This is a genomic window from Bythopirellula polymerisocia (genome assembly GCF_007860015.1).
Lineage (GTDB): Bacteria > Planctomycetota > Planctomycetia > Pirellulales > Lacipirellulaceae > Bythopirellula > Bythopirellula polymerisocia.
On the sequence record NZ_SJPS01000005.1, the window covers coordinates 364,386 to 390,051 of the forward strand.

Genomic DNA, 25,666 nt, shown 5'->3' on the forward strand with positions numbered 1-25,666 from the left:
TTCACGTCGGCGAAGGACAAGGCAGACTTAATAAGTAAAAGCCACCATCTCTGATTGTATTTGAGATACGAAGGTGCTGCTGAAAATTACTACTTTTTCCATTTCTTCGGGTTATGCGTCTGCAATTTTCGCCATTGCGTTGCCGTGGCTTGGGCCAGGGCTTGGTCGACTCGCCGGGCCCAATTCTGGCTCGCCGAGCTGGCTGCCAGCCCTAAAGCGACCGCTTCCCAGCGGCCAGCTGCTGGGTTCCAAGGACGGTTCGGCTTGAAATAGCTCTGCCCTACAGCCTCCGACGAGATTGGCGAGGAGTCAGTAGCGGGAAATGACGGCTTTGCCTCGGGCGGCAATGTCGCGTCCGAAGACGCTGCTTCAACAACCGGCTGGTCAACAGTCTCGACAGCGGAGTTCTGTGTCTGCTTGTCGGTGGGGGGACGATCGCGGGTCCCTTCGGAGTCGTCCCCAGGGTCTATCAGTTTGCCGTTGCGTACGAAGACCTCGATCACCAGCCGACGAGAATTCGTCTCCAGATTCACCACGTACAAGGCATAATGATTATCCGGCAAGGTGCGGAACAAGGCTGGCAAATCTTGCAGAACTTCAGGTCGTAGACGGAAACCGGCACCAAGACTCCCGTCCGCTTGAATCACACGGAGTTCAAGAAATCGCTCGGACGTCGCCTTAGCGTCTCCAGAGCCAGACCGCACGTCGAGTCCTTGTTGGAAAAGTATATTCGACCGTGAGCCGTCCACGAGATCGACCACCTGCGTCCGCTCGGGAAATGAGAGCTGAGGTACTACAGGAGTCGTGTCGATGCGAATTCCATCTATGCCAAGACCGGGATTCGAGATGGTAACCAGTTCGACGTTGCTTTCACCATCGGTAACCACCCCGAATGTTCCGAAATCGTCATCATGGATTTTCACACGAATGTCAATATCTGCAGCGGGACTCGAAGGATCTGGTGGACCGAGGTATTGATGGACTAGCACGTAGGTCGTTGGTGTCGAGCCAACATGTGCCGTTTCCACCACAAATCTCTGATCGGGTGGAAGATCTAACTTGTCTCCCCAGTCAATCAGAATCTCGAAAGAGTCGGCCCCCGGATCGGCAAACGTGAGGGTGAGGGTTGTTTTGCCTTGTGAATTGACGTCGGTCGCTATCAACGGATCAAGCGTCGGGTTCACATTCAACACCCGCACCTGAATCGATTCTTGATGAGAACCACCGTCATCGTCGAACAACGTGACGGTAATGGTGTACATATTGTCGGCGTCGTTGTCCGCATAAAAGTGGCTATTGGCCAGGGTGCCAGATGTCGCTACTCCCTGCTGGCCATCGTTGACCGATGTTGGTAATTGGGCCACCTGAATCGGGGTTCCATCGCCCCAATCAATGGAATACTCGAAACTTTCTACTGTAGCACCATTTAGATTGAACGGGTTATTGAATCCGGGATCGGTAAACGCGCCAAGATCCAAGAGAGTAAGAGTCTCTCCTTCGTTGATTTCGAGAAAGCGGTTGGTGAGCGTGAGAGTCGGAGACACGTTTGTCACGACAATCGAAAAAGTTCGGGTCACCAATCCCCCGTCGTCGTCGCTCACCACGACGGAGACTGTGTAGCTGCCGTTATCCGCATAGGCGTGCTCCATGTGTGAGAATGTGGCTTTCGTGGTTACGTTCTCACCACCATTGGTGCGGGTATCGATCAGGAGTGCGTCAGGTGTCGAGCCATCTCCCCAATCGACCGACACTGCCGTGAAGGTCTCGACACTGCCTCCTACCTGGAGCGGATTGACGGGATTGTCGAAGCCAGGATCTTCCAGACCAACCCCCAGACCACCTAGCGTGAAAATCTGACCTTCTGCCACCGTGGGAGGAGTACTAATCCCGGTCAATGTGGGATTGACGTTGAGTACTGTTACTTGGAATGTCTGAGTAACACTCTCCCCGTCGTCGTCTGTTACTGTGACGGCCACTGTATAGACGCCGTTGTCCGCGTAAATGTGACTGGCACCCAATACACCATTGCCACCGGCTTCAATTACGGTGACAGCCGCCAATGGACTTCCGTCTCCCCAATCGACGGTGGCCGTGTGTGTATCGAGCGAACCGGCGTCAGTGAACGAACCCAGTTTATCTCCTGACAGATCGAGTACTGCCCCTTCATTGACTTCCTGATTTCCGGCCAAGGTCAATTGCAAAGGGGTATTATTGACCGTAATCGTAGTTTCGGCTACTCCTACGCCCGTGTCGTCGTCGGTGACCTTAACGGCGATCGTATAGACATCAAAGGTAGTACCAGATGGATTCTCGTCGAGATATTGATGCTCGATGAAAAATGTACGCGTGACAGGGTCCCACATGATCCCGTCTGCTGCGATGGCAAGTGGCGTCATTCCCAGACTGAAAGTCTGGGTATTGTTCGGACTGAACGGGTCGCCCCAGTCTACTTCCAGCTCGAAAGTATCCAGCGAACCCACGTCGCTAATTGAGCCAGTTAGCGTCGCGATTTCATTTTCATTTATCGTCGACGGTGGATCAAGTGATACGGTCGGGGCGACATTATTCACCGTGAGCGGGACACTGCTTATTGCCTGACCCGTGTCATCGTCTCGCAGTCGCACATTGACATTGAAGGTGTCGCTGGGTGTGGCGGTTGGGTTGTCATCCGGATATTGGTGCGAGACAGAAAACGCCCCGCCAGTGACGGCGACTGTCTGATCAAAAGTTCCGTCACCGTCCCAGTCGATGTCTAGTTCGTGGGTGTCGAGCGAACCGACGTCGGAGTAAGTACCTGTCAGATTGGCAATTCCAAATTCATTGATCGGGCTGGTGATTGAAAGCGAATCAATCTTAGGGGCGAGGTTGTTCACGGTTAGCGGGACACTCGCCACGACTTGGCCGGTGTCATCATCCCGCAGGCGAAGATTGACATTAAAAGTGTCACTAGGCGTACCGGTAGGGTCATCATCGAGGTATTGGTGCGAAACGGCGAACACTCCGCCAGTAACGGTTACGGTATGGTCGTAAGTTCCGTCGCCGTCCCAGTCGATATCGAGTTGGTGGGTATCAAAGCTGCCTACATCGGAATAAGTGCCTGTCACAATCGCCGTGCCGTTTTCATTGATCGGACTGGCGAGCGATAGCGTTTGGAATTGGGGAGCAACGTTGTTCACGGTTAAGGGGACACTGCCAGTGACTTGCCCCGTATCGTCGTCTCGCAGTCGCACATTGACATTGAAGGTGTCGCTGGGTGTGGCGGTTGGGTTGTCATCCAGATATTGGTGCGAGACAGAAAACGCCCCGCCAGTGACGGCGACTGTCTGATCAAAAGTTCCGTCACCGTCCCAGTCGATGTCTAGTTCGTGGGTGTCGAGCGAACCGACGTCGGAGTAAGTACCTGTCAGATTGGCAATTCCATATTCATTGATCGGGCTGGTGATCGAAAGCGAATCAATCTTAGGGGCAAGGTTATTCACGGTTAGCGGGACACTCGCCGTGTCTTGGCCGGTATCATCATCCCGCAAGCGAAGATTGACATTGAATGTATCGCTGGGCGTACCAGTCGGGGCATCATCGAGGTATTGGTGTGAGACGGCGAACACTCCGCCAGTAACGGTCACTGTCTGGTCGTACGTTCCATCGCCGTTCCAGTCGATATCGAGTTGGTGGGTATCTAAGCTGCCGAGATCGGAATAAGTGCCCGTTAAAACCGCCGTACCGTTTTCATTGATCGGGCTGGCCAGCGAAAGCGTTTGGAATTGAGGAGCAACATTGTTCACGGTTGATGGAACACTGCCGGTGACTTGCCCCGTATCGTCGTCTCGCAGTCGGACGTTGACATTGAAGGTGTCGCTGGGTGTGGCGGTTGGGTTGTCGTCCAAATATTGGTGCGAGACAGAAAACGCACCGCCGATGACAGTCACAGTCTGATCAAAAGTTCCGTCCCCATCCCAATCGATATCAAGTTGGTGCGTGTCGAGCGAACCGACGTCGGAGTAAGTACCTGTCAGAGTGGCAATTCCATATTCATTGATCGGGCTGGTGATTGAAAGCGAATCAATCTTAGGGGCGAGGTTGTTCACGGTTAGCGGGACACTCGCCACGACATGGCCGGTGTCATCATCCCGCAGGCGAAGATTGACATTAAAAGTGTCACTAGGCGTACCGGTAGGGTCATCATCGAGGTATTGGTGCGAAACGGCGAACACTCCGCCAGTAACGGTCACGGTCTGGTCGTACGTGCCGTCGCCGTTCCAATCAATGTCCAGTTGGTGGGTATCAAAGCTGCCGACATCGGAATAAGTGCCTGTCACGGTCGCCGTGCCGTTTTCATTGATCGGACTGGCCAGTGATAGCGTTTGGAATTGCGGGGCGACATTATTCACAGTTAAGGGGACACTACCGGTGACTTGCCCCGTATCGTCGTCTCGCAGTCGGACGTTGACATTGAAGGTGTCGCTGGGTGTGGCGGTTGGGTTGTCATCCAGATATTGGTGCGAGACAGAAAACACGCCTCCGGTGACGTTTACCGTCTGGTCAAAGGTGCCATCTCCGTTCCAGTCGATATCTAGTTGGTGGGTGTCGAGCGAACCGACGTCGGAATAGGTGCCTGTGAGAGTGGCGATTCCATACTCATTGATCGGACTAGTGATCGAAAGTGAATCTAGATTGGGCGCGACGTTGTTGACCACGATGTCAGTTAACTCGCTACCTGTCTCGCCAAACGAGTTGGTCACCTTTGCCGTGATAGTATTAACGTCTGTTGAAGTGCCTGTGGGATTATCGTCAAGATACTGATGCAGCAAGAATACTCGGGTGACGTTGGGCTGGAGCGTGAAATCGCGTAGCGGCGAGCCGTCCCCTAAGTCGACCTGGACTGTGTGAATCTGTGGCTGGCTGTCGCTGATCTGAATATCGAACAGCACAAACTCATTCTCGAAAATTTCGTTGCTGCTTGCTTGGATTGAAATTGAGGGAAATTGTGCGACGAGCGAGGCGTCGGGCAGCGGAGGTGAGAGCCCAGCAGAAGGTTCACCTACCGCAGTCGACTCGCTTGTCTCTTCCATGAGCACTAGGTTTTCGTCTACCTGCACATAGGGGTGATCTTCAATGAGCGCATCGAGCATCACCCCTGCCCCGGCAGCATCAAGTACCCGGCGGCGTTCCAGCTTGCGTGGCGCGCGAGGATTAGCAGTGAAGCTGACCCGTTGTTCACGTCGGCGCGATTTGGGCAGCCAGCGAGTTATCAGTGCAAACAGTCCCATCGTGTATAGCTATCCTGAATAGTTGGACCGGTTCCATCCAAACGCTGCTCCTCCCAAAGGAGAATGGCTCTTGCGGTGGTAGGGCGCGAAATATGAGTCGGACTGCATCCGTACAGGCTCACGGTCCATTATCCGGAGAAAGCATGCGGATTGTCAAATATTTGGCATCCACTATCCCAAAACCAGGGCAATATCGAGGAGAAGACAGCCGACAAGCGGCTTGCAATCGTTACGATGCAACCTTCGCTCGGATTGGAATAGAGAACCTGAGGCAAGCAATACGTCCTCTGCTAGAACGCTGTGAGTATGGGGCCACTGCTTTTGAATACTAACTTGTCACACCAAACCAAACCAAGACAGATACTACCTACGTCCCGTGAATCGTAACAGCTCCCGAGCGTCCCGGGACGTGAATTTCGTCAATCCGCGCTATGCCGTGAGCGCGAGTGCAGTTTTGGAGGGCTTCGTCGCTGACAATTAAGTCGGCTTCTACCTGTTTGGTCATGCTTTCGAGGCGGCTGGCCAGGTTGACTGTATCCCCAATGACCGTGTAAGCGGCGCGCGCTGGGGTGCCGACGTTTCCTGCTACGACGGGGCCATAGTGGACGCCGATACCATGCTTGAGTTTTGATAGGCCCTTCGACTTACGTTCTTGATTGTGCTTGTCGATCGCCCGCATCATGTCCTGAGCACACTCGACAGCGCGATCGGCGTCGTCTGGCTTTGGAATTGGAGCGCCAAAGACAGCCATGATGCCGTCTCCTATGAACTTATCGACGATGCCGCCGTGCTGGGTGATCGTGTCTACCATGACGCTCATGTAGTCGTTGAGTTGCTCGACAATTTCTTCGGGTTCCAATGATTCGGAATAAGTAGTGAAGCCACGGAGGTCAGAAAAAAGCACGGCGACGTTTTGCCGTTCACCACCGAGACGTAGTTCCGACTCTTTCAAAACCTTGTCAGCCACCTCGGGAGAGATATAAGCGCCCAGCTTTGAGCGGGCGGTTTCGCTTCGCTGAGTTTCCTCGGCCGCCTGGGCAACCAAGCGGCCAGTCCGAGTGGCGATTCGTACGGCGAGCACCGTCGAGCCAATGAGGCCGATGCCGACGGTGAGCCACTCGGCCCCGCCGATAATCCGCAGGTTGTCAACCCGGATAGTGCTGGTTGCGACGAGGGCGATGAGCATCACACTGTTGATGGCCGCCCCGAAGTAGGCTGCAGCACGTGAGAATCGGACCCCTGCGCTGACGATGGCAATGTAGACAAATGCAGTAGAGTGTACCTCGACTATGCTCTGGTGCGATGCCCCGGGGGCTATCACATACATCATTACAAGCGAATTAATAAGCACTGCGTCGATGGCAATCGAGGTGTAGGTGAGGGCTCGTGAAGGATTGGCATTCCGCAGTCGATAGAAAACATAAAGTGTCCAAATCAACGCCAGCACACCGAGTGCAAACGCAGCCACGACGCGGGGCACCAGGGCCAGGAGATTGTTCCAATGCACGATTGGCCAGATCAACGTGACAGCTATTCCGAGAATGAGTCGTCCCCAAGCGATCCCCAGTTCTCCCTGCCGTGCCGCGGAGGCGAGCAGGTCCGTGACGATCGCCTGAGTAGGATTTAGTTTGTCCGATGAGGATGGAAGAGGTATCACAGGCACCTTCTCAACGAGGGGGCTTCTGGGGGATCATAGCGTAACCTCATATTAGGTTACTATAGATGAGGCTCAGAAGAACCACCAAGAAAGTGTAGGACTAATCAGATTCGACTTTTCGTCGGGTTCTACTGGACTTGGGGGAAGTTCCGAAGCTGATCCAGCCTTTTCGCCAAAAATAAGTGAGCATCCCCACGGCAGTGCCAAGCATGGTGATCCAAACGGCGGGGTAGGCCCATTCGACGTGTAGTTCGGGCATGTGTTCGAAGTTCATGCCGTAGATGCCGGCAAGAAACGTCAATGGGATAAAGATGCTGGCCATGATGGTGAGCACCTTCATCACTTCGTTGGTGCGATTGGCGATCGAAGAAAGATACGTGTTCATTAATCCGGTCACCATTTCACGATACATCTCGGTGACTTCCGAGGTCTGCACACAATGATCGTAAGTGTCTCGGAGATAGATGCGAACTTCGGGGCAAATCGCAGGATGATCGCCGCGGACCATTGCGTTGACGGCTTCTCTTTGTGGCCAGATTCCCCGGCGGAGATTAATTAGGCGATTCTTGATTTGGTTCAGCTCAATCAATAGTTCCGGCGTGGGATCGGTAACGACGATATCTTCGAGCCCAATGAGATGTTCGCCAATCTGTTCCAAAACAGGATAGTATCCGTCAATAATCGTGTCGGCGATTGTGTAGGCAAGAAAATCAGCACGGTGTTGACGGATGACCCCCTTTCCCGAACGAATCCGGCGCCGCACAGGGTCGAGAACGTCACCATAACGTTCTTGAAAAGTGAGCACATAATTTTTGCAAAGCACGATGCTTACCTGTTCCATGTCAATTTCGCCGGGTCGTTCGACTCGCACCATTCGAACAATTGTCAATAACTGGTCGCCGTATGCTTCGGTTTTAGGCCGTTGCGGAATATTCACCACGTCTTCTAAGAGCAACGGGTGCAACTCAAATAGGTCGCCGATGCTCTGCATGAGTGATTTGTCGCCATAGCCTTGGATATCAATCCAGGTCACCGCCTGATTATCGAACGCCACTTTGAGTTCTTCGACGTGATTGACTTCAGTTGCAGTCATGTCCTCGGCGGAATAACGGATCATGTGAATTCGAGGAGCAGGAGCTTCCTTCGGGATCACGAGAGTTCCCGGCCGGGCACCACTCTGCGGATGACGTTTGTCAAAGATTGCGGAAAACATTGTAAACGCTCCCATCATGTTCAGGGACTTGCTTATTCGATTAGCGATTGATTACGCCACGCGAATACCAAATATAAAACTTCTTATAGCTCAACCCCCTCACCAAGATAACCAGCAAGGAGATCACTCCAGTCAGGGCTCCCCGTGATTCGCAGAATGACCTGGTTTACTCGTTCTCTCAGTGGACTTCCGCTGGGCAGCGCAAACGCATAGTCCTGACGCTGAAAGGTTACAGGCAGTACGATTATATCTCTCGAGAATTGACGATACACTTCGTATCGTAGAATTGGCTCATCGTAAACTACAGCTTCGCATGCTTCGTTTTGCAAGGCTCGCAATGCCGCACCTACGTCAGGATACTTGTAAGACGTGATATGCCGTGCACGTAAATACTGAGCAGATGTTGAGCCTTCGACTGTGGCGACGTTTACTCTTGACAAGTCGGCTGGCCCGGCGATACGTGATTCCAGTTTGGTTAGTGTCAATGCGGAGGTAACGGCAGCAGTAAAACTGGCGATAATGAAAAGTCCGGCAAACATCCAGATGAGTCCGATGAACTTGCCTGGCACGGTTTTAGGCACTTTGTCTCCGTACCCAACAGTTGTCAATGTAACCGCCGCCCACCATAACCCCGCTCCGATTCCTCGGATGGCACCTCCACCGAATTGCTCCTTGTTCTGCCTGCGTTCGAAGTAATAGACGGCTATAGCACTGATGAACAGAGCGGTGAATAAACCCATTACGATGCGGAGAAAGGTCTTCGAGAGAACGGCTGTGAGGATTGCGGCCCTGCTGTCAATTTGCTGATGGGTTCCTACAGCGATTCCAAGTCCTGAACTAAAAAAAGTGTGCGTGAAGTCCATGCGTTTTTCGCGTTCGTAGTTCACTGTAATTGCGGCGGCAGCCAATTCGACTTCGCCTGCTTCAACTGCTGCCAGCATCTCGTTTAAACTCATTTCACGGATATCTAGCGTGACATCATGCTCTGCTTCGTTTTGAAATTCCACGTTAATCTCGCGAAGCAAGTCAATACTTATGCCACTCCAGTCATCGTCTTTATTCTTCATCGCAAATGGAGGGACTTCCTTCGTAGCTACAATAACACGAGAGGGAAATACCACAGTGTCTTGAGCCTGCACTCTGAGTGGTGACATGTTGAGTAACTCCCAGCCACAACTAAGCAACAGCAAATGTTTAGCAATCTGCATCATCCCGACTCCGACGACCAGTTGATTGATGTGTCGTGGCTACCAGCTATCTTCTCAGCTCAAATCCAGCTTCTGATATCCTTCGGCTTGGTACTGGCAACTCTATTGAGTGAGCCCGCAGATAGGAGCTGTTGGACTCTAAATGGATTCTAGACAACTGAACTTAACTATTCCCTTGCTTATTCATAGATCAATCCGTTCTTAAGTTCGTATTAAAATGAAAGGTAAGAGAGACTGCAGGTACATGTAAGAAAAGACTGGCTTGCGGAATTAAAGCGTTGAACCCCCTCCATTTTCCCGATAAGTGCTCCATCTAGTGATGAGACTATAGCTTTGTAGAGTTACTGGGCTCGCAGGCAGAGAAAAGAAAATCAGCAACAATTCGAGGATTTTTTCGACTATCAGCGACCGTACGAATGTTCTTAACCGATTTGCGGCGAGGTTTTAAAGTGATGCGATCAAACCCGCCCGTGGTGTGCGATCGGGGAAGTCCACGCCGGAAAACCCTGCTGCACGACGCCAGATGCTTAATTGGCCGATGTGAATGTTTTCGTGCAGGAGCAACAGATCGGGTAACATGAATTCGACCGTGGGATACATTTTCGCCCAGCGGGGCAAACTTGGTGGCCGATTCAGTTGAACGTCCGTTGCAGCCAAGAGCGCCTGGGCGACTTTCTCGTGTCCTTCGCGGAGTCGTTGGAGTTGTGATTCCTTGCTCCCGTAAATTGTATGGTCAGGCAGTGGCCCGTGTCCGCGAAAACCAAAAAGGTCATCGTCGGCTGGGTCAGCGAATGTCTCACCGCGAAGGAGTGCCGGGACAATTGGATAATAGAGCGCCATGTGGCCCAGGATCCAGGCGGGGTGGTTCATGTTTCCACCGGGTCGCAATACCATTTGCTCATCGGTCAAGTCGTCCAGAAGCGCCAATGCGTAGCGGAGTCCATTATCCCAGGCGTACACAATAGATTGAGAAGAAAACATGGCTATTCCTTTCAGGCGAGAAGTTTATTCGATTGCCTGCGGGACTCCTTGCGAAATTGCTGTAGCTCGGGAAATAGCGTTTTTCCCGGAGATATAGCGATAGTTATTGCGGGTAACTGCGGGTAACTATCCTAGATGTCGCTAGTCGCTGTATCACTTTTTGTATCACTTTTGGCCTCTACGGCCTTGGCATAATGGGCCTCGGTAACCTGCAAATAATGCTTTTCCTTAACCCGCTGGCTATTTCCTAGCCATGCGCAGACAACGTGGCCCGGGTGGATTTCCTCTAGCTCGGTTTCCAGGGTAGAGCGCAAATTCTGAAACGTCTTAGGCCAGGGGACTAGCCCGGCCTTTTTTATAATCTCTACCATGCCAGTCCTGTAGTTTTCGGTGCGCCGTCCGGAAATAACGAACTCGGTTCCGTCCTCGGCCGCCTCAAATGCCGCGTCCAGGTGGGGCCGTAGCGCGGGGAACAATGGCACTACCCGTAACTCGTGGCCGGGGTGGTGTTCTGTTTTGGGGCTATGAACCGTGAACCGCTCCCGCTCCCAGTTAATATCCCGCCAACGTAGCGCCAAAACCTCGGACGGGCAGCGTAGGCCGCCAAAACGAACTAGGGCAAAGATAGTCCGCCAATGAATAGAGGGGCAGGCATCCAGCACTAGGGCCGCATCCTCGGGGGATATGAACGCATGACGGCCCCGCGTCCCAATACTGGCCGAGGCTAGGCCCCTAAAGGGATTGGCTAAAATTAGTCGATACTTTACCGCACACTCGAAAGTAGTTTTCGCTACCTTGGTATAGTTTCTAATCGTCCCTTCCGTCCGGGCCTTCCCCTTCCGGCCCTTTTTGATATGGTTCCGCCATGCTTCCGCGTCCCCCTCGGTAATTTCGCTAATGGCCTTACCCGCTCCAAAGAATTTGACTAGCGCGTCGTGGGGATATTTGCGGTTGGCTAGTGTCGTCGGTTTAACGTCCGAGGTAGCGCGCAATAATTCTATTAGCCCGGCTAGGGTTTCCACCCTCGGCTTGTCCTCTGCCGCCAGTAGCCCGAATCGCTCAAATTTCTCTCTTAGCTTCCCCGTTAGCTGGGATAGCCACTGGGCCGTATGGGGAGGGACGGCCCGGCCGATAGTTTGCGCCTCTACTATCTTGCTAACGTGGCTAAGAATCGTTTTGCAATCATCTAGAGGCATGCGGCCGAGGCGCATCATTGTCCGCTTACCCTTGGCATCTACAAACTGAATAAACTTCCGGCCTTTGGCGTCCGTGTTTAACCTTGCCATGGTTCCCCCTCGTCGCTCGGTAGCTTTTTATACTCCCGCATAAACTCCGCGCCTTGTCTCCGCATTAGCTTGCGGCAATCCCTACACTGGCTACGTCGGCCATCGGGGCTAGGGTGCATTTTGGCAAACTCAGAACGGGGTTTTTCTTGGCCGCACCAATCGCAGATTTTAGTTTTCATAGTCTCTACCTCGAAACTTGCGATTTAACGGCCCGTTGGCCGACTCGACTAATGTATCAGGTTGGGCCTCCCGGGGCGCTAAGGGGGCATCCTCGGGGCCTTTTTTTCGCTATGTTCACTCAAAAACAGCTGCGATTGATGCAAGCTGGAGGTCCGTTTCTAGCGGCGGTCGATAAAGCCGCTGTACTTAGGGTGGGGTATGCTAAACTGCGTCGGACGATGAATCTGACGCAGGTTAGCAGAACGACAAGCAGTGTCGCCCTCCCTAACGTCTTTACGCTTGCGAGACCCAACGAATCTAAGGGCTCACGCTTTGCATTGCTTCATCCAAATCAAGGTAATTCTCGTAGAGCCAGCAGAATTGCCCAACGGATTCAAAAAGCGTCTTTTCAGCTTCTTGTCGAGTGGCTATACCCACTGTCTTGTCGATGTAGGTTGTGCAATTGAGCGACGGAGCATTCGGGCGGTTTAGAATAACGTCTTCCTTGAGTTCCAAAGAGGCACCCCATTGATTGTTTTCGCGATTTCGAAATACATGAGCTACCAAGCGAGGGCCTTTAGTGCTGGGTTCTCTCTTGAGCGTAACACCGACTTGCTTAAGATTTCGCTCGATTTTAGACTTCCACACGTCGTCGTCCCACTCTTCTTTGCCAGCAAATTCAGTGGTGTCCATTGCGACTACTTGCACGGGTGGTAAGTTCTGAAGAAGACTTTTTAAGTCTTTCCGGAATGCATCTAAAACTTCACGATTAGACTCATTTTCAGGTTCCTTCAGGACTGCGACTTCAAGAGCAAAATGACTGTTGGGCGTAACCTGAGCCACTACCGCGTTGCTATTCTGAAATAGAAGCAACGAGACCAAAATCAATCGTTCCATCATGAACTCCACAGAGTTGTTAGTGTCGAATTCCGCCGCAATATGCCAATGGCCTCCCGAGAGGTAAATTGATTCTAGTTGATACATGTTCCGGGTCGCAAACCTGGGTAAGTCCAGTTCTACGAAGCGTCGGAGTGAAACTCCTGAGCGTCGAGCGGAGCTTCCCGGAAACGCGGCGGCGTGCCAAACCCCGGAACTTGGTCGCAACGCCACCCCAGCAACCACCCCCACCCCCCCCAAATGGGGGTTTGGTAGCGGCGGACGATAAAGCCGCCGTATTTGTGCGGGTGGAGCGAAACTGCACAAGACGAAGAAGTTGACGCGAGTTAGGGTATGGGTGGACCGCCTTGTTCGCTATTGGTTCGCTGCTTGAACTCGCCGTTCTCAAGCTCGTGTTTAAGTACGTGGTAAACCCCGTGAATAAATTCGTGCTCATTGTCTTCGATTCGCTTCATCACGCTTGAGAAGGGGAAGGTCATCAGCTCTGAGGATTTGTGCCTCACGGCATAGTCCTGACCGTACTGGTCAGTGACCATTACCCATTCCATATCGAAATCACGAACCATTCGCTGACCGAGATAAGCCCCGAGTAAGTTGATGACATCCTGAGCTGAATGCTGCTTGACAGGTGAAACCTGCCACGCCTTGAACGCCTCATCGTACTGTATTAATTCGTTTTTTGACTGAGGCTCCGCATAAGCTGTAAGGAACTCTGATGCGTTCTGCTCCCATGATTGAAATTGCACAGATTCCGCGGAATTCACAGGAATGACCTTCTGGGGGAAGTCTTCCACTTCGGTTGTGTGACTAAATACGGTTCCTTCGGCTGTCTCGACGACCAATTCCTCAGGCTCTTGTTCAGGAGTGTTCATCGTGGGCTCAGTGGTTTTATCGCATCCGCAAATGCTTATAGTCACCAAGACAGAGATGCGGAAGAGATAGCGGTTCATTTCTTTAGCTAACTATGTGGGCAAAGATTCTTTCAGCATGCAGATTGTACCTTCTATTCACTAAACTGACAAATAGCAGCTTTTCTGCAAAATCCTACGATGCGTCGGAGTGAAACGCCGAGACAGGTTGCGGAGCTAGCCATATCTAGCGGCGGAGTGCCAAACCGCCGATAAAAACGCCCCCGGCAGCGGATAACTTAAAACTGCCGGGGGCTAAGCGGGAACCACTCCGCTGTATAAAACGCAAGCCGTCCCGTAGGAGGTAAGGAAAACCCCCTACGGGCAGCCGGGCCACAAGCCACACGGGTTTCAACTTTACCCGCCGCGTACAAAGGCCTGGGGACGGTTAGGCTTCCCCAGGCCGGTAGCGTCTGCCGGCATACTAGCTCTCGCTACCCTTTAGTGCAGATTTCTCAAAACGGATTTTGTCCTTAAAGCCACTTGGCCCGTCGCCATTTTTTAACGACTTAGCCTCGGGGGACTCGGGCGCCTCGGGCGTCTCCGTTATGGGGTAGGCGATGGGATGCGCGATAGGCTGGACAATCCGGATTCGGTTATTTCCGGCCATAGCGGTAGGCTCGGCCGCTTTAGGCTTAACCTTCCGCTGCTTCCCGGTAACGAATGTAATGCCCAACGATGCCAGCTGCCCGTTGTCCCGGGCTAGTTGGGCCGGGGTTTTGCCGTCCACTAGCTCTACGCCATGCTGCATTGTGCCAATACAGCAGAACACACCTTGCTCAATTAAGTCAGTTCTCATATCTATCTCTTTTCTAAAAATGGGGGTTAAAATGGCCTGGGCACCATGGTGCCCGAGGTCAAACTCTATTCAATTCAACTCAACTTGCTGCCTAGCTGGGGACTCTAGCAGGCCGACGAAACTAGCAATGCGGGTTTCCGTGGCGTCCTCGACATTGGGCCACGTGAAACGCGGCGCCGTTATGAAATCTCGTTCGCCTAGTTGGGATAGCGATTTGTTAGTATTTGCCTCGTCCCTAGCTTCCATCATGGCTTGCGTCGCCTTTAGCACCGGTAGCTCTCGCTTTGCTTGAAACTCCATAGCGGCATCGTTTGGCATACCCGGCACGGGAGAAAACGCCCGGCCGTCTATGCCTTGCTCGGCCCAATTGGCAATAACGCCAGCTATAGCAGCCTGTACCGCGTCCACGTGTTCGGATTCAATACGCGTGAAGTCGGCCATCGCTGATTTCGCTAGCTCGAATTTAGACGCGTAACATTTCGCCGCAGAAATCGTCCAGGCTTGCAAACGCTCCTTTATCGCCGCCGCCGCTTGCTCGGCTTGCTCAAACGTGGTTGTATAGGCACTAGCCAGATAGTCGGCCCGCTCGTCCTTAATCGCTTGTTCCTCGTCTACCAATGAAATAGCCGCTGCCATGTATTCCCGGTATCGCTGGACTACCTCGGGGGAGTGTTCACCAGTGGAGGACGGATTCCATCGCAACGCATGCGATACGGGGATTTCCTCGGGGGCGGTTAGCCGCTCGGGTGCGCCCTCTGGCTCGGGGGCTACCGCGTCCTCTACGGGTGCCATGGCGTCTACGTCCTCGGCCCCTAATGCTCTATCCAATTCTGCGACAACTGCCGCCGGTTGTGGGGCCGGTGCGTCCAGGGGGCTATCCAAAAAATCCACCAAATCAATACTGTGAAAATTCGCCATTTCTCTAATCCTCTAAAACTGGGTTCAATTGTGACACGGCATTTAGCCCCCGTGTCGTAAGCTGTAAATTTGTGATGCGCCGCCCGTCCGCTTTGTTGACGGTTAGCAGGCCTAGCGCCTCTAGCTTCCGTATATCCCGCAGTAGCTTGTATTGCTGGGATGCGTTTTTTGGCCCGAACCAATCCAGCCCGCTGTACTGGGGGCCGTGTTCTATTTCCGCGTCGTAGGCTATCCGCTGGCAATGCCAGTCGGCCGGGGGCCGTGGTATCTCGGCTAGCTCTTGCGTCCGTCGCTGAGTCTCGAGCAATACCACTTTTTGTAGGGGGGTTATCTGTATTTTCATTTTTCCATTTTCGCGTTTTCGCATTTTCTCGTTTTTGCGTATTCTCATAAGTAAAGAAAAATGAATACGTTGCTATTGTCGCCTTCCCAAAAAAATTTCGTTTTCAAGAGTAGTACCTTTAGTGTAAAAACCCCATTTGCTTTTTTTCTCATATCGCAATCGAGAACAAAAATTTTCCCGCATCGCGGCCTCGGATTGTAAACGACCTACCCGGACCTCGACGGGGGTCGTAGAGGGTGACTCCCGGAGGTTCAACGGGTAGGCCTGAGTTATTTGCTGTGATGCCATAGTCTCGTTGTCCTAGGCCCCCTGGGCCTACAAAACAAAAATCATCGGGGTGCCCTCTACGGCCTTGTGGCCGCAACTCTGGCAGACTAACGGCAATCGGCCGAAAAGCCGCTCTTGCCGCTCCCGGGTTTCCAGGCAGTACAAAACCCGCTCGCCGCATTTCTCACAATCCGCCAGTGCAGGGGTTTCGTAAGTATCAGGCGGGTTAAAAAATTCCACGCTAGGTAGGCCCATATAAAACCTTTGGCCGCTAGGGTGAAAAATTGTTGTCTCATGCGCCATTGTTTCGATTTCCATATCGGGGTTAAAAATCAGCCAAAGTATTTATCATTTTCTGCGGAGGATTTTTGCTCGTCCGTCCCGCTCCTCCCTTATATATAAGGGAGGGCGAAATCGGGACGACGAACATAAGTCTATCCGGCCCAAACCCGTCCCACCTCGTCCCAAACCCGTCCCGCTCTATATATGTAGTGGGACGAGGGACGAGTTAATTTTTTATTTTTTTGACTTATGTCCGTCCCGCATGTCGTCCCGTCCCACCCCCGGGACGGGTTCGGGACGGGTAAAAATCGTCTGTTTTCAATCCTCATTTTTGGCCCCTCCAATCCACCTATGGCGATTTGCTCTGCCGCTCGTATCAATCGAAATTAGTCTCTCTTTTTCCATGGCATGTAGTTCCGCCCTAACGTCCATATGCCGCCCCGCTCGTCCGTCCAAAATAAATTGGGTACTGCAATCGGGATTCATCGTAATAAGGGAAATTATCTTGGCTCTCATATCTTCGCCCCGGTCCTCCCCCAAATCCTCAAACCCGTCTAGCGCCGCATCCACTACGGATACGTCCCAAATCCGTCCTTGAATCCCCGGGGGGCCTTGGTTCACCGATAACTGATACTCCCCCTCATGCCCTGCGGAACCGCCAGCGACGAGCCAAAACTTATTAGTGCCGCCGACAATCCGCGCCGCCGCCGGGGCAATCAAAATCCATTGGCGCATCCACTCGGCATATCCCGCGCCCGTTAGGTTGGCCCTAGTCGGCTTGGGGAACAATTCCCTTCCCCGTTTCGTGAAATGGTGAAGTAGAGCCATAGTGCATCTAAGACGGTCCCCTATGGCCCCATATTCGCGGAGTATCGCGCCCATAACGTGTACTTGGCTAGATATGTCGGCCTCCCCTGCGCCAAGTAGAGCTATGTAAACGGGGTCTATAACGCAAAATCCGATGTTGTGTTTTTCGATTTTCCGCTCCAGCTCCTCTAGATGCTGGGCCTTAGAAATCGTGGGCATGATAGAGGAAAAGAACATTGCCCCACGGGTCCGCTGGGTAATGCCTTTAGATGCCTCGATAGCTTGGCAAGTTTTGCGGATAGCGGGCCGTCCGGATTCGCCCGAAATCACTAGGACGTTTTTTTGCTCTAGTACCGGGAAGTGGCCGAGAAAATCCACCTTATAGGCAATCGAAACCGCCAAGTCTAATAGCGTCGATGTCTTATAGGATTTTTCCGGGCCGCCGATTATTAGATGCTGCCCCTCGACTACCATATTCTCGACAAGAAACCGCGTATCGTCGATTTCTTCCATAAAATCGCAATAGTCCATTTCCTCTAGGTCGAAACCGGTCCGGGACGATTTAGTGCCAAAGGATTTTTCCTGCATCACTAGGCCGTGCGCGTCCCTCCACTTGTGCAGAATTTCCTTTTCGGTCCATACCGGGTCGGCCTTTTCCGCGTTAAACTTCCGGACAATATCTATCCCCTCGTCCCCGTCGATGCCATAGCGTAGGATTTCGCAGCATGCCCTTAATAGCTTGCCATGCCCATCGTCCCCGGAAATAGAATCCGGTAGGTTCATAATCTCAACTAGGCATAGGTCCGCCGCGTTTGATTTATTCTGCGGGGCCTCTAGGGCTACGTCTGGGGACGTTGTGCCAAAGTATCTAGAATAGATAGCGTCTAGGGCGTCCTGCCCGTCTGCTATGTCGTAGGGCTTGCCAAACGGGTTACCGGTAACCGTGAAATATCTCGCATGGTCGTATACCTCTACCGCCCCGTCACCTACTTTGGTTTTCTTGCCCGTGGCCGCTGGGAATTTACCGCGTACCCAAAACTTGACGCCGTTACCACTCGGGGAAATTTCCCTATAGGTTGGCCCGATTAGGTCTGCGATTTCTTTGGCCCACGGTTTGAACTCCCCGGTACACTCTAGGCAATCGTCCAGGTCGATACCGGCATAGGAATCCTCGGCTGTGAACACGAAACCGAGGCCGCTAAAACCCGATTTAGACGCCAATGCCTTACTGGCCTTATCGAACGTGGTCCAGTGTTTAGGGTTGGTTATAGAGGCCTGATAGCCGTTAACCTGATAGGGGACTTTATCCCCGTTCTCGTTTTTCCATAGAATCCATTGCTTTAGATTCTCTAATTCTATGGGGTATGCCTTAGCCGTTTCTGTTTTCATTTTTCTTCCCGTAGGGTTCCATAGTCTCTAGTCTGTTTCCGCGCCCTTTTTCCCGTTTTCGTTGTCTGATAAAACCCCCTGCCAGCTACGGGAAGGAAACCGGCAGGGGGCGTTTCGCCCATAATGGCCGAGGGCGCGGCCGGGCAAATATTGTTAGACTTTGGCCCCCTTGCGCTTACGGCCTCGTGTTTCAGTTCGGGGGCCTGTAGCGCGCATCCATGCGTCTATCTCGTCTGGGCAGAATCGCCATAACTTAGGCCCGACACGATGGGCGGGCATCATGCCAGTTTTGGCGTAGAGTAGAATTGTGCGTTCCGATACGTCTACTAGCTCGGCCGCTTGTTTAGCTTTGATAAATGGCATTGGGCTTTCCCCTTTAGGCTTTGTTGCCAGGGGATAGGATTGCCAATAGAGGGAGAGGCAGAAAACTACCCCCGGCAAAAATCGTTTGTGGACAATTTCCGCTGGGGCAATTCTTGCCAATCGGGGCAATCGCTTGCTGAACGTTGCCGCTGCCTAGGCGGCCCGATATTTTACGTCCCTACACACTAAGAGGGACGGGGACACGACTTGCGCCGCTTCCATACCTTTATTATAACCCGACTCCCGCAAAAGGAAAATAGGCCCCCTTTATAGGCCCATAAAACCCACGGCCTCTGTATCATTTCTGTATCACTCGATTCCTAGGACCAATAATCACGGTTAAATAGCCACTTATTCTAGTTCCTGCGGGACACGAAGGTGGATTGTTTGGTTCGCTATTCTCTCTGTCAAACCTGGTAAACTTTGCGGGTTTTGCCACTTCTGCTGGTCGTAGGGGGAATCGCGAATCCTCTTGAGAAACGGGTTGTGCGGTGTCGAAACCATCTTAGCGTGGACGACGCTGTGTCGACTACGCGATCCCCACCAGGCTCTGCGCGACGGGACCCATTTGATGTTCTCCGAAACCCACCGCTGCACCGTTCGCCCGGCTCGAGTAAACCAGAAGGCCAATTCACCCGCTGCAATGCCTTTGACATTGTTGCTGGCCCTCATGGTGCTGATGCTCGCCCCAGCCGGTAGCAGAGCCGCTGCCGATGAGTCCCCCATCCGTTTCGTTGGATCCCCCAGCCGGCTGCAGCCACGGCTCACCAACGAAACGGGGACTCCAGCGGTTTCTCTGAATAACACCGAGCCGTTGCCGATGAGTCAATCGCAACAGGCAGGATTCATTTTCACCACCGTAGATCCGGCCCCCGACTTGCCGGAGCCACTCTCTGCGTCAGCCAATCGGTCGACTGGAGAGCCCCTGCTGGTCGCCCAGAGCGAACCAACGAGGGAGCTCGAGGAGATACCCACTCCGTTTGAGCCCCCACTTGATAATCCCATAAGTCCAGGTGGAATGATCGAGGTCCCGTGCTTTGTCGCCCCACCGATGTCCGCAGTCAAAGCCAACATTGCCCTGCCCGTAGGAGACCTTCCTTCCGACAGAGCTCGATTTTGTTCGGCAGATACGCCCTATGTGATGGACTCCCGTCTGGAATTCGGTTGGGCTCAATTCGATTTCCATTGGTCTGCGACCTGTCTATGCCACAAGCCACTGTACTTCGAAGAGATCAATGCCGAACGCTATGGCTACACCGTGAGTCGTGTCTTACAGCCGATTATCTCGGGAGGGAAATTCTTCCTGACGATCCCGGCCCTCCCCTACCTGATGACGGTGGATCGTCCGTGTGACTGCATCTACACTCTAGGGCAGTACCGACCAGGAGACTGTGTACCCCGCCGCTGGAATCGTGTGCCCTTGCAGGCCAGCGCTGCCATCGTTGAGGTCGGTACTATCGCAGGGTTGATTCTTCTGATCCCGTAATCAGTTCTTGACTCTACTTTTTCTTTTCTATTTCTTCACAGGCATACCGATGATCGACAGTTGCTTGTCGTATTCGATTTGCATCGTGTAGCGGAGTATTTTCTCCTTTGTGCCGACGGCTTGTGCCGGAACCTCTATGTCCCAGAGTAGGATGCCGTCATTGCGATCGGTCTTCAAATAGGATTCGTCGGTGCTGATCGGTTCATCCGTTTTCACGAGGGTTACCTTGATGTCATTTTCACCCACGGTGGGCAACCGATCCAAGAGTCGAACTTGAGCTGGAGCATCGCCAAAGTTTTCCAGGGTCAGCTCATACGTGAAATCGACCACGCGGTTCCCACCCTGAATTCGCTCATCCTTGCTGACCAATTCTCGCTGGGCACGGAGCGAAGGATCGATACCGAGACCCACAGTAAGACTCTCGCCAACTGCGACAGTTGGCATTTCACTACGGCCGACGAACTGTCCGCCAAGAAAAGTGGCTACCGGACCTGCCAGAAACACTCGGTCGCTAGTGTTGGTGAGCCGAGCTTCCTCATACACAAAACTGGTAAGCACCGGCGTGGCCAGACGGTAAAAAGTTCCCTGGAGCGGCATTGAAGCGATCTGGATCAGTTGCCGATCCGATCGGCTGGGGAGGCTCGTGCGATTGGCAAGTTGATAGCTGACACTCACCCCTTCGGCTGGCTTCAGGCTCATATCCCCTTCCCGTTTGAGTTCGCTCAGCGAGTTATTGAAGTCCAAGAGTTGTAACTTTTCGGCAGCTTGATTCAGTACGGCATCGACGCTAGCCGTGTTGCTCACCTCTAGTCCCCAACCCCCTACGCCGCCTCCATACCCTCCTCCTCGACCCCTGAGTTCTCCTCTGCGACCCAATTCTTCAGATTCTTGTCCCGATGCAACGTCTCCGAAGGGATTCGGCGCTTCCGCATTGATCTGACCACGCATTTTTCCCAGTTGGGCAAGGTTCTGTTGCGCCTGCTTGTAGTTTGCTGCAGCCGACATGGGTTGTTGATGTGCGGGTTCAGGCATGCCAAGTTTGATCGAGAGCGATTCTAGGCGAGGCGCTTTGGCTACGAGCGAAGGGGTCGCCGTTGAGAGGATCATCTCCACGTCGTTCCAATCCTCACCGCTCATCTGCTCGATCGAGGCATTATACTCGACGGTAATTTGGTCACGTTTTTCGGTAGCACGCAGATTGTAGGAGGGAGACCAATTGGCATTACCTACCAGATAACTAATTTGCATCTGAGAAGCAGCCTGCATTGGCACGTTGATGAATACGACTGCTTCGCGCACAGTGCGAGCGGAACCTGCGGCGAGAGTGTCGCGTTTGCGGACGAGCAAGTCCTTTGCCTTGGAGTTAGTCCGTTCTTCTTGTGCTAATTCCAATTCTCGCTTCGCAATATCCTCTCGCTCGGAAAACTGAAACTGGGTCAAATCCTTGAGCGTCTCTGCATTGAGAACTCCGCTCTTGAGTTCCTGCTGGGATGTGACTGCGGCAAACTGACCAAGCTGGTTGAGATACTGCTTTCGCTCGGCAAGCAAACCACGCTCCTGAGCAATGGCGGCCAGCTTGTCATCGACCTCTTGGATTTGCTCGTCAAGCTCACGAACTTCCTGCCGTACGTCGGCTTCGATGGGGCGCACTCGATAGCGGACCGATCGGATCTGGATCCCATCCCCTGGCTCGGCAAACAAGCTGCCAGGTAGCACGGACTCGGGGAGATTGGTCACGACCAGTTCGAGCAGGCCTTCTGTTTCTGCGATATCCACCTCACGAGTAACCAGGGCCTGCCCCTGATAAACCGTGACGGCGGAGACATGCCCTTCAGTAACCACAGGCTCAGCGGCATAAGAAGCAATTGCCCCGAGCAACAAGTAGGCAAACAGAACGGAAGCAAATGTGTGGCGAATCATGGTAGTTCTCCCAGAAGTCAAATTTGAAAAGTCATCTCCCATGGATATTACCAAATGGGAGTCACTGCGGTATTGGACGTGGGTTGGGGCGAAAAGATTCCCGAAAATGGCATTTTGTTTCCTAAATCTTCCGGAATGCAACAACCAAGCTGAACAAGAGATGGCTGCCAACCCGGATTCCTTCTCAGACTGCGGGAAAAGCAAGTGCCACCATAGCAACTGCCAGTCCTAAAAAAGTGCAACCCAGCCCAAGATCTTTCGGGCACGGAATTCGGCTCTTCCGATGTTGCAAACGCCTGGGATAGATCTTTCGACTTCTGTCCTAGCTAGGGATTGCTTGAATGGCCAGGTGAGTCCAGGTACTTCAGTTTCTTGCCAGATTTGGGAGGCACTTCTACATCTAATTTGTGCCTCGATCCCCTATCCCTTCATCAATTTCCGCAGTACGGTTTGCAGGATTCCTCCGTTGCGGTAGTAGTCGAGTTCGACAGGGGTGTCGATGCGTACTGTGGCGCTGAATTCGATTGGCTTGCCCTCAGTTCGTTTGGCGATGACCTTGAGTGACTGACGGGGTTTGAGGTTGTCGTTGAGTTCGGGAAAGTCAAAAATTTCTTTGCCAGTGAGGCCCAAGCTCTCCCAGGTCTCTCCGCCTGGGAACTCCAGCGGCAACACACCCATCATCACCAGGTTGCTACGGTGGATTCGTTCATAGCTGACGGCCAGCACAGCTCGCACACCTAGTAGAAACGCCCCTTTGGCGGCCCAGTCGCGGCTGGAGCCGGTGCCGTATTCGCTGCCGGCCAGGACTACCAGTGGGATTTTTTCGTCGCGGTATTTCATGGCGGCATCATAGATGCTCATCTCCTGGCCATCGGGGAGATGTTGCGTCACGCCCCCCTCGGTGCCGGGGGCGAGTTGGTTGCGGATGCGAATGTTAGCGAACGTGCCACGGGTCATCACTCGGTCATTGCCCCGGCGGGCACCGTAGCTGTTGAAGTCACGCGGCTCCACACCGGCAGCCTGCAGGAATTTTCCCGCGGGACTGTCTTTCGCAATTGCTCCAGCGGGCGAGATGTGATCGGTCGTTACCGAGTCGCCTAGCAGTGCCAGGCAACGGGCTCCCATAATTGGCTTGATTGACTCGACCTCGGGCTTGAGATCGACCAGGAAGGGTGGCTCCTGGATGTAGGTGCTCGCGTCGTTCCACTCGTACAACTCACCGCCAGTAACTTCGATAGCATTCCACTTAGGATTTTTTGCCCAAACGTTGTCGTACTGGGCCTGAAACATTTCCGGCAACACGCTGCTGTCGACCGCTGATTGCACATCAGTATGTGTCGGCCAGATGTCGGCGAGCATTACTGGCTTGCCGTTCTTGCCCGTTCCGACGGGTTCATTGGTGAGATCGATATCGGTTGTCCCTGCAAGTGCATAAGCCACCACCAGCGGCGGACTCGCCAAATAGTTGGCCTTTACATGCGGATTGATGCGACCCTCGAAATTGCGATTGCCGGACAACACCCCCGACACGACAAGATCGTATTCGCTCACGGCATTGGCGATCGGCTCGGGAAGTGGTCCGCTGTTGCCGATGCAAGTCGTGCAGCCATAGCCAACCGTGTTGAAGCCGATTTGGTCGAGATACTTGTCGAGTCCTGACTTTTCAAAATAGTCTGTTACCACGCGCGAGCCAGGGGCAAGACTCGTCTTCACATGCGGGGGAACCGTCAGGCCTTTTTCAACAGCTTTCTTAGCAACCAATCCAGCGGCAATCATGACCGAGGGATTGGATGTGTTCGTGCAACTGGTGATCGCGGCGATCACGACGCTGCCGTGCTGAATCGGAAAGGTCTCGCCATTGTTCGCGATGTCGACTCCATCAAAACCGGGATCGGCAACCGCGACTGCGGCTTCCGCTACTGCTGATGCAGCGGGTTCGGCGGGTTGTCCCCCCTCTCCTTCCCAGCGACCTTGGGGTGTACCGTTGCCGGGGCGCTTTCCATAAACTTCATCCAGATCGCGTTTCCAGGTGGACTTCATATCAGTCAAGGCAATTCGATCCTGAGGACGCTTGGGGCCAGCCAAACTCGGTACTACCGTCGAGAGGTCGAGTTTAACCGTCTTGGTAAAGGTTGGAATGGGTGTGTCGTCAGTGCGGAATAGGCCCTGCTCTTTGGTGTAGCGCTCGACGAGTTCCACCTCGGCCTCGGTGCGGCCCGTGCGGCGAAGATAGCGGAGTGTCTCCTCATCGATGGGAAAGAAACCCATCGTCGCACCATATTCGGGGGACATGTTGGCAATCGTCGCGCGATCTGCCAGGGACATGGTCGAGACTCCATCACCGTAGAACTCGACGAACTTACCGACGACCTTTTCTTTGCGCAAGAGTTCGGTAACGGTAAGCACCAGATCGGTCGCAGTCGCCCCGGCGGGGAGCTTGCCGATTAGTTGCATCCCGACGACCTCGGGCATGAGCATATAGATCGGCTGGCCGAGCATAACCCCTTCGGCCTCAATGCCACCGACGCCCCACCCAACAACTCCCAGGCCGTCGATCATCGTGGTATGGCTGTCGGTCCCCACGAGCGAATCAGGCAGAGCCACTTTGCCCGCATGATCGTCCAAGAGGAAAACACATTTGGCAAGGTATTCAAGATTCACTTGATGTACGATTCCAGTTCCCGGTGGGACGACACGGAAATTGTCGAACGCCTCCTGACCCCAGCGCAGAAATTCATAGCGTTCTCGATTGCGCGTGAATTCCAGTTCGATGTTCAAGTCGAGTGCTGTGTCCGAAGCAAAGTAGTCCACCTGCACCGAGTGGTCAATCACCAGATCGACGGGCACCAACGGATTAATTTTCTCTGGATCACCCCCCAGTCGTTGCATGGCAGAACGCATCGCCGCAAGGTCAACCACGCAGGGTACGCCGGTGAAATCTTGCAGCACTACCCGCGCCGGTTTAAAGGGGACCTCAACCCCGCTGTCGCCGGGGGCGAGGACGCCCCTGCTCGCGGTCCAGTTCGCGAGTTTCTTCACGTCGTCCTCGGTCACGGTGTAGCCATCGCAATTCCGCAGGCACGATTCCAGCAGCACTCGGATCGAATAAGGGAGCGCAGCTACCTTGGTATGACCTAGTTCTTCGAGTTTAGAGAGTCGATAAATACCCGCCTTGCCGTTTCCGGTTTCAAACGTATCGCGGGCTGAAAATGGATCGATCAGTAAGGTGGGGGCGGTGGCCATCGTTGCGGTCCTTCGAATAACGAGAATGTAACGGTTTCATGGGCAGGAGGTGGGAGTGCCCTGCTTGCGATTTTAGCGGATTTCATTACGCTTGTCTGCGGGCTATATCTAGATCGGAACGAGCGGAACGAATCCTGGCAACGAAGCGTTCAACGAAGCGATTGCCGCTAGCTATAATTGACAAATTACTCCGTGATTGTTCCGGCATGCGCGCAATTGTGGATCATCTGTTATTCGACGAATCGAACACGAGGGTCTAACCTACGCAAGGAA

16 protein-coding genes are annotated in these 25,666 nt (G+C 53.3%); 1 reads left to right on the forward strand and 15 read right to left on the reverse strand.

The annotated features are described in order from the left end of the window. Nucleotides 1–89: 89 nt before the first annotated feature. The 13 genes from Pla144_RS17290 to Pla144_RS25595 form a co-directional block, all read right to left on the reverse strand. The gene (locus tag Pla144_RS17290; protein WP_146451949.1) at nucleotides 90–5,267 is read right to left on the reverse strand and encodes a PKD domain-containing protein; all 5,178 of its coding nucleotides are present in this window, start codon (nucleotides 5,265–5,267) and stop codon (nucleotides 90–92) included. A 367-nt stretch (nucleotides 5,268–5,634) separates the two neighbouring features. Continuing rightward, on the reverse strand, nucleotides 5,635–6,924 hold the full coding sequence (locus Pla144_RS17295; RefSeq protein ID WP_146451950.1) for an adenylate/guanylate cyclase domain-containing protein: 1,290 nt from the start codon (nucleotides 6,922–6,924) through the stop codon (nucleotides 5,635–5,637). A 100-nt stretch (nucleotides 6,925–7,024) separates the two neighbouring features. Then, entirely contained in the window at nucleotides 7,025–8,137 is a 1,113-nt protein-coding gene (gene corA, locus Pla144_RS17300) for a magnesium/cobalt transporter CorA (RefSeq protein ID WP_231936421.1), read from the reverse strand. An 83-nt stretch (nucleotides 8,138–8,220) separates the two neighbouring features. Next, nucleotides 8,221–9,291 (reverse strand): transporter substrate-binding domain-containing protein, encoded by a 1,071-nt coding sequence (locus Pla144_RS17305; RefSeq protein WP_197530773.1) that lies wholly within the window; start codon nucleotides 9,289–9,291, stop codon nucleotides 8,221–8,223. A gap of 498 nt (nucleotides 9,292–9,789) precedes the next feature. After that, the gene (locus Pla144_RS17310; RefSeq protein ID WP_146451952.1) at nucleotides 9,790–10,326 is read right to left on the reverse strand and encodes a DinB family protein; all 537 of its coding nucleotides are present in this window, start codon (nucleotides 10,324–10,326) and stop codon (nucleotides 9,790–9,792) included. A 131-nt stretch (nucleotides 10,327–10,457) separates the two neighbouring features. Further along, the gene (locus Pla144_RS17315; protein WP_146451953.1) at nucleotides 10,458–11,612 is read right to left on the reverse strand and encodes a tyrosine-type recombinase/integrase; all 1,155 of its coding nucleotides are present in this window, start codon (nucleotides 11,610–11,612) and stop codon (nucleotides 10,458–10,460) included. A 477-nt stretch (nucleotides 11,613–12,089) separates the two neighbouring features. Further along, nucleotides 12,090–12,755: a hypothetical protein gene (locus Pla144_RS17320; RefSeq protein WP_146451954.1), complete on the reverse strand. Its 666-nt coding sequence runs from the start codon at nucleotides 12,753–12,755 to the stop codon at nucleotides 12,090–12,092. Nucleotides 12,756–12,994: 239 nt separating this feature from the next. Next, nucleotides 12,995–13,540, reverse strand: a complete 546-nt coding sequence (locus tag Pla144_RS17325; RefSeq protein ID WP_197530774.1) for a DUF3806 domain-containing protein — start codon at nucleotides 13,538–13,540, stop codon at nucleotides 12,995–12,997. Nucleotides 13,541–14,000: 460 nt separating this feature from the next. After that, nucleotides 14,001–14,375 (reverse strand): hypothetical protein, encoded by a 375-nt coding sequence (locus Pla144_RS17330; RefSeq protein WP_146451956.1) that lies wholly within the window; start codon nucleotides 14,373–14,375, stop codon nucleotides 14,001–14,003. A 69-nt stretch (nucleotides 14,376–14,444) separates the two neighbouring features. Continuing rightward, nucleotides 14,445–15,293 (reverse strand): hypothetical protein, encoded by an 849-nt coding sequence (locus Pla144_RS17335; RefSeq protein WP_146451957.1) that lies wholly within the window; start codon nucleotides 15,291–15,293, stop codon nucleotides 14,445–14,447. Between the two features lie 4 nt (nucleotides 15,294–15,297). After that, complete coding sequence (locus tag Pla144_RS17340; protein ID WP_146451958.1) at nucleotides 15,298–15,636, reverse strand: hypothetical protein; 339 nt, start codon at nucleotides 15,634–15,636, stop codon at nucleotides 15,298–15,300. Nucleotides 15,637–16,503: 867 nt separating this feature from the next. Next, nucleotides 16,504–18,381 carry an AAA family ATPase gene (locus tag Pla144_RS17345; protein WP_146451959.1) on the reverse strand — a complete coding sequence of 626 codons (1,878 nt, stop codon included), beginning with the start codon at nucleotides 18,379–18,381 and terminating at the stop codon, nucleotides 16,504–16,506. Between the two features lie 153 nt (nucleotides 18,382–18,534). Next, entirely contained in the window at nucleotides 18,535–18,744 is a 210-nt protein-coding gene (locus Pla144_RS25595) for a helix-turn-helix domain-containing protein (RefSeq protein WP_146451960.1), read from the reverse strand. Between the two features lie 472 nt (nucleotides 18,745–19,216). Between Pla144_RS25595 and Pla144_RS17355 the strand changes: the two genes are divergently transcribed. Next, the gene (locus tag Pla144_RS17355; protein WP_146451961.1) at nucleotides 19,217–20,230 is read left to right on the forward strand and encodes a hypothetical protein; all 1,014 of its coding nucleotides are present in this window, start codon (nucleotides 19,217–19,219) and stop codon (nucleotides 20,228–20,230) included. A gap of 27 nt (nucleotides 20,231–20,257) precedes the next feature. Here the strand turns inward: Pla144_RS17355 and Pla144_RS17360 are convergent, their stop codons facing one another. Together Pla144_RS17360 and acnA are read right to left on the reverse strand one after the other, a co-directional pair. Beyond that, the gene (locus Pla144_RS17360) at nucleotides 20,258–22,150 is read right to left on the reverse strand and encodes a mucoidy inhibitor MuiA family protein (protein ID WP_197530775.1); all 1,893 of its coding nucleotides are present in this window, start codon (nucleotides 22,148–22,150) and stop codon (nucleotides 20,258–20,260) included. 420 nt (nucleotides 22,151–22,570) lie between these two features. Further along, nucleotides 22,571–25,393 (reverse strand): aconitate hydratase AcnA, encoded by a 2,823-nt coding sequence (acnA, locus tag Pla144_RS17365; protein ID WP_146451963.1) that lies wholly within the window; start codon nucleotides 25,391–25,393, stop codon nucleotides 22,571–22,573. Nucleotides 25,394–25,666 lie beyond the last annotated feature (273 nt).